Raw genomic sequence first — 3,690 nt, 5'->3', positions numbered from 1 at the left:
ACCCGCGACCTCCGGCGTGACAGGCCGGCACTCTAACCGACTGAGCTACACCCGCTTAATCCTTATTCAGCAGAAACCTGCCTAACGAAGCAGCCTCGACTGTCCGTGAGCGGCTAACTACGGGGTTCATGTTGGGGTGTCAACAGGTTTCATCACAAAAAATTCGCTTTCGTTTTTTTCTTTTCAAAATCCTTCGCAAACGGCCGATTTTATCCACAGCCCTCCCCTGATTTGGGCCTCCTATAGAGAGTGAAACTTTCTTGAATTTTTTATGATTGGCAAAAACCCTTATTTTCTCGGGATCTTACGCAATTGCGCACAGCGAAAATCAAAAAAATTGAAAAAACTTCGCAAAGGGGACTTGCGCTTTGTTTCTGATCCGCATAGATCACAGCCACCGACGCGGCGGACACAACAAACGGTTCGCAAGACGCGAAGGGCGATTAGCTCAGTTGGTAGAGCGCCTCGTTTACACCGAGGATGTCGGGAGTTCGAGTCTCTCATCGCCCACCATTTCCCCTAGATTTTCCTTAAAAATTGCTGGTGACAACGCCTCATTTCGATTTGGCGTATTGCTTTTCCCTTGGGCAGATAATCAACCATCGGGAGTTTTCAGCATGGACACTATCTCAATCGACAATCGTGGTGATTTTGGCCTGTGGGCCATTGAACGTGCCAAGGCAATTATTGCCGTTGAAGGTTCTTCACTTGCCGTTGCAGCCCGCGACAGCAACGAAGATACCATCCGCGAAGCAGCCAATGCGCTTGGCGCTGCCATCACCGAAGCACTGATGGAAGTGTATGACGGCCTTCTGGCTGACGAAGAATAAGCAAAAAACGAATCTGCCCCCTGCTCCGCAGGCTAACCACAACAGGGTTGCCTGCCCAGCACCCGCACTTTTAGCGGGAATTTTTGCGCTTCGCGCTTTTTAATGCTCATGATAAAAATCAACTCCCATGCCTTGTTCCAAGGGAGTTTCCCCATGACGCAGACGGAAGGCAGTGCATTCAGACAAGAATTTCTGACATCGACACACGGACAACGAATCTTTGTCCGTTCATGGACTGCCGATTCCACCCCTCGCGCCATTGTGATGATTTGCCACGGCGTCAATTCGCATGGCGGCCAATATATCTGGGCCGCACAGCAATTCGCGCAAAGGGGCTTTTCTGTTTATACGCTTGATCTGCGCGGACGCGGAAAATCCGACGGACCGCGATTCTATGTCGATAATATTGCCGATTATGTCGCCGACCTCAGCATCGTCATTGATCTGGCGAAGTCCCGCGAACCGAATCTGCCGGTTTTTCTGCTCGGTCACAGTGCCGGCGGTGTTGTTTCCTGCACCTATGCCCTGGACAATCAGGCCGAATTGGCCGGGCTGATTTGTGAAAGTTTCGCTTTCAAGGTGCCAGCCCCCGATTTTGTTCTGGGAATCACCAAGTTCCTAAGTGGCTTTTTCCCACGCCTGCCCGTGCTCAAATTGAAAAATGAAGATTTTTCACGCGATCCCGAGGCTGTGCGTGTCCTCAACAGCGATCCGTTGATTGCCAATGAGGCGCAACCGGCCGCAACCGTAGCCGCCCTTGTGCGGGGAGATGAGCGTTTAAAACGGGAATTTCCGCTGATAACGCTGCCCGTCTTCATCATGCACGGCACGGCTGACAAGGCGACCGTGCCCTCAGGCAGCGAATTTTTCTACAAAACAGCCGGGTCAGCTGACAAAACCCTGCGACTTTATGAGGGGCATTTCCATGATCTGCTCAACGATATCGGCAAGGAACGTATTCTCGACGACATGGTGGCCTGGATCAACGCCCGTCTGCCGGAGCAGATCAGCGCCTAATCCCTGATGTCGTGATACGATTCGTCATCCTTTGACGGATTTTTTTCAGTCAGAATCAAAAAAGGCCGGACATATCGCTGTCCGGCCTTTTTCTTTTAGGCGTCAAAAATCAGTTGGTGCCCTTGAGGTCCACTGCAAAGAACAGTGTTTCGCCCGAGGAATCATCCACACCGTCATTGTCGGTTACCGCAAAAGCCTTGCCTGACTTGTCGAAGGCAAAACCTTCCAGCTTGTCGACAGTGTAACCATGGGTCTGCGCCTTGAGGTCTGGCAGGAAGTCATGCGCCAGTTCCTTGGTAACGAGTGGCAATTCGCCACCGATCTTGGCAGGCTTCAAATCAGCCTTGGCAACGCGGTAGAGTTTCTTGATGGCAGCAGCATCACCGATCTGGTTGTCACGCTCCACGATGTAGACGTGATCGCCATAGGCGGAGATTTCAGACAGACCAACCCAACCGGCTTCCGGCTTGTCGAGCTGGTAACGCACAGCGCCCCATTCCTTGTTCTTGAGGTTATAGGAAACGAGCTTCACGAAGCCCTTTTCGTCCGTACCCCATTCGCGCTGCACAACCATCCACAGCGTGGCGTCGTCGCCTTCACCAACAACCGTCACACCTTCGAAGCCGTAACGGGTCTCCCCTTCCAGCAATTCCTTCGGCAGTGCGATCTCAGCCTTGATCTCGCCCTTGGCATTGACGTTGTAAAGCGCGTGCGGCAGCAGCTTTTCGCTGTTGCCTTCCGATGCCAGCCAGAAACCGCCCTTGCCGTCGAGTGCGATGCCCTCGATGTCGAGCTTCTGGGCGGGCTGTCCCTCACGCTTCACACGCAGAGCCGAGGTGATAACCGCAGGCTTCTTAGTTGTGTCGATGGTGAAGATGGATGGCTGCATGCCGTAGACCGAGTCGGACACGGCGTAGAAGATGCCATCCTTTTCAGCGTCGGCGACCAGGCCGGACAGTGCACCCCAACCGATTGGCGCGCCATCAACCGTTGCAGAGACGAGCTGCGGGTAAGCCGCCTCACCTTCTGCACGCTCAAACAGCATGACATGCGAACGAGAGCCGCCATCTTCCACCAGATCAGCTTCGTTGGCGGTTGCCAGCAGATTGCGGCCAGGAATGGCCACAGCGCCTTCAGGAGAGATGCCGGATGGCAGAAGCTGTGTCAGCTCAGGCTCTGCGCCCGTATCCTTGTAAACGCCGACCACAGAACCACGCTCGGACAGAACGAAGATGAAGCGGTCATCGCCGAAGGTTGCGACTTCAAGACCTTCAGGCTCGATGCCCTTGGCCTTGGAGCGCTTTTCGGGATAGTGGCCGATGCTGGCAACGGCGTGTTCAAAGGATGCGCCCGATTCGTAGAGAACCTTGCCTGATGTATCGAAGATGGAGAAGCCGCGTGCGCCACCTTCCCAGTCACCTTCATTGGCGATGACCACACGGTCGGTGCCCAACCACTTGATGGCGTCAGGCTCGCGTTTGCGGGCTTCCTGCTTGTCGGTGAACTTCAAGGCGCCGTCCGACTTGGTGTCGATGCCTTCCAGATCAACGGTGCCGGCAGAGAAATGGCTTTTGACCGTACCTGCCTTGCCATCAACAATCACGATATGATTGTTTTCCTGCAGCGTCACGGCAATGTCGCCATTGTTATTGATGGAGACGAATTCCGGTTCTGGATCTTCAGGTGCAATGTCTGCCAGGCCGGTCATGTCGATGTGCTTGACGGTGGCGCAATCGGCAACGCCGTCTTTCAGCGCAACCGTAACCAGGTAACCAGCTGGCATCTGTGGCAATGCGCCGTCATTGACGTCCTCGTCGCGCTCATTTTCGATTGCGATGGCGGC

General features: G+C 54.2%; 3 protein-coding genes and 1 tRNA gene. 3 read left to right on the top strand and 1 reads right to left on the bottom strand.

Features of this window, described 5'->3' with window-relative positions; translation table 11 throughout:
- Positions 1-437: 437 nt before the first annotated feature.
- The 3 genes from RT613_RS11655 (at position 438) to RT613_RS11645 (ending at position 1,847) form a co-directional block, all read left to right on the top strand.
- A tRNA-Val gene (locus tag RT613_RS11655) sits at positions 438-513 on the top strand.
- Between the two features lie 104 nt (positions 514-617).
- The gene (locus tag RT613_RS11650; RefSeq protein ID WP_313615497.1) at positions 618-830 is read left to right on the top strand and encodes a hypothetical protein; all 213 of its coding nucleotides are present in this window, start codon (positions 618-620) and stop codon (positions 828-830) included.
- Between the two features lie 153 nt (positions 831-983).
- The gene (locus RT613_RS11645) at positions 984-1,847 is read left to right on the top strand and encodes an alpha/beta hydrolase (RefSeq protein ID WP_313615496.1); all 864 of its coding nucleotides are present in this window, start codon (positions 984-986) and stop codon (positions 1,845-1,847) included.
- A gap of 109 nt (positions 1,848-1,956) precedes the next feature.
- Here RT613_RS11645 and RT613_RS11640 read toward each other — a convergent pair.
- On the bottom strand, positions 1,957-3,690 hold a 1,734-nt coding region (locus RT613_RS11640; RefSeq protein WP_313615494.1), incomplete at its 5' end, for an esterase-like activity of phytase family protein.

Origin of the sequence: Agrobacterium sp. (assembly GCF_032092815.1) — a bacterium.
Lineage (GTDB): Bacteria > Pseudomonadota > Alphaproteobacteria > Rhizobiales > Rhizobiaceae > Agrobacterium.
Note: the sequence above shows the minus strand (reverse complement) of the source record. Positions and strands in the feature narration are given on the sequence as shown.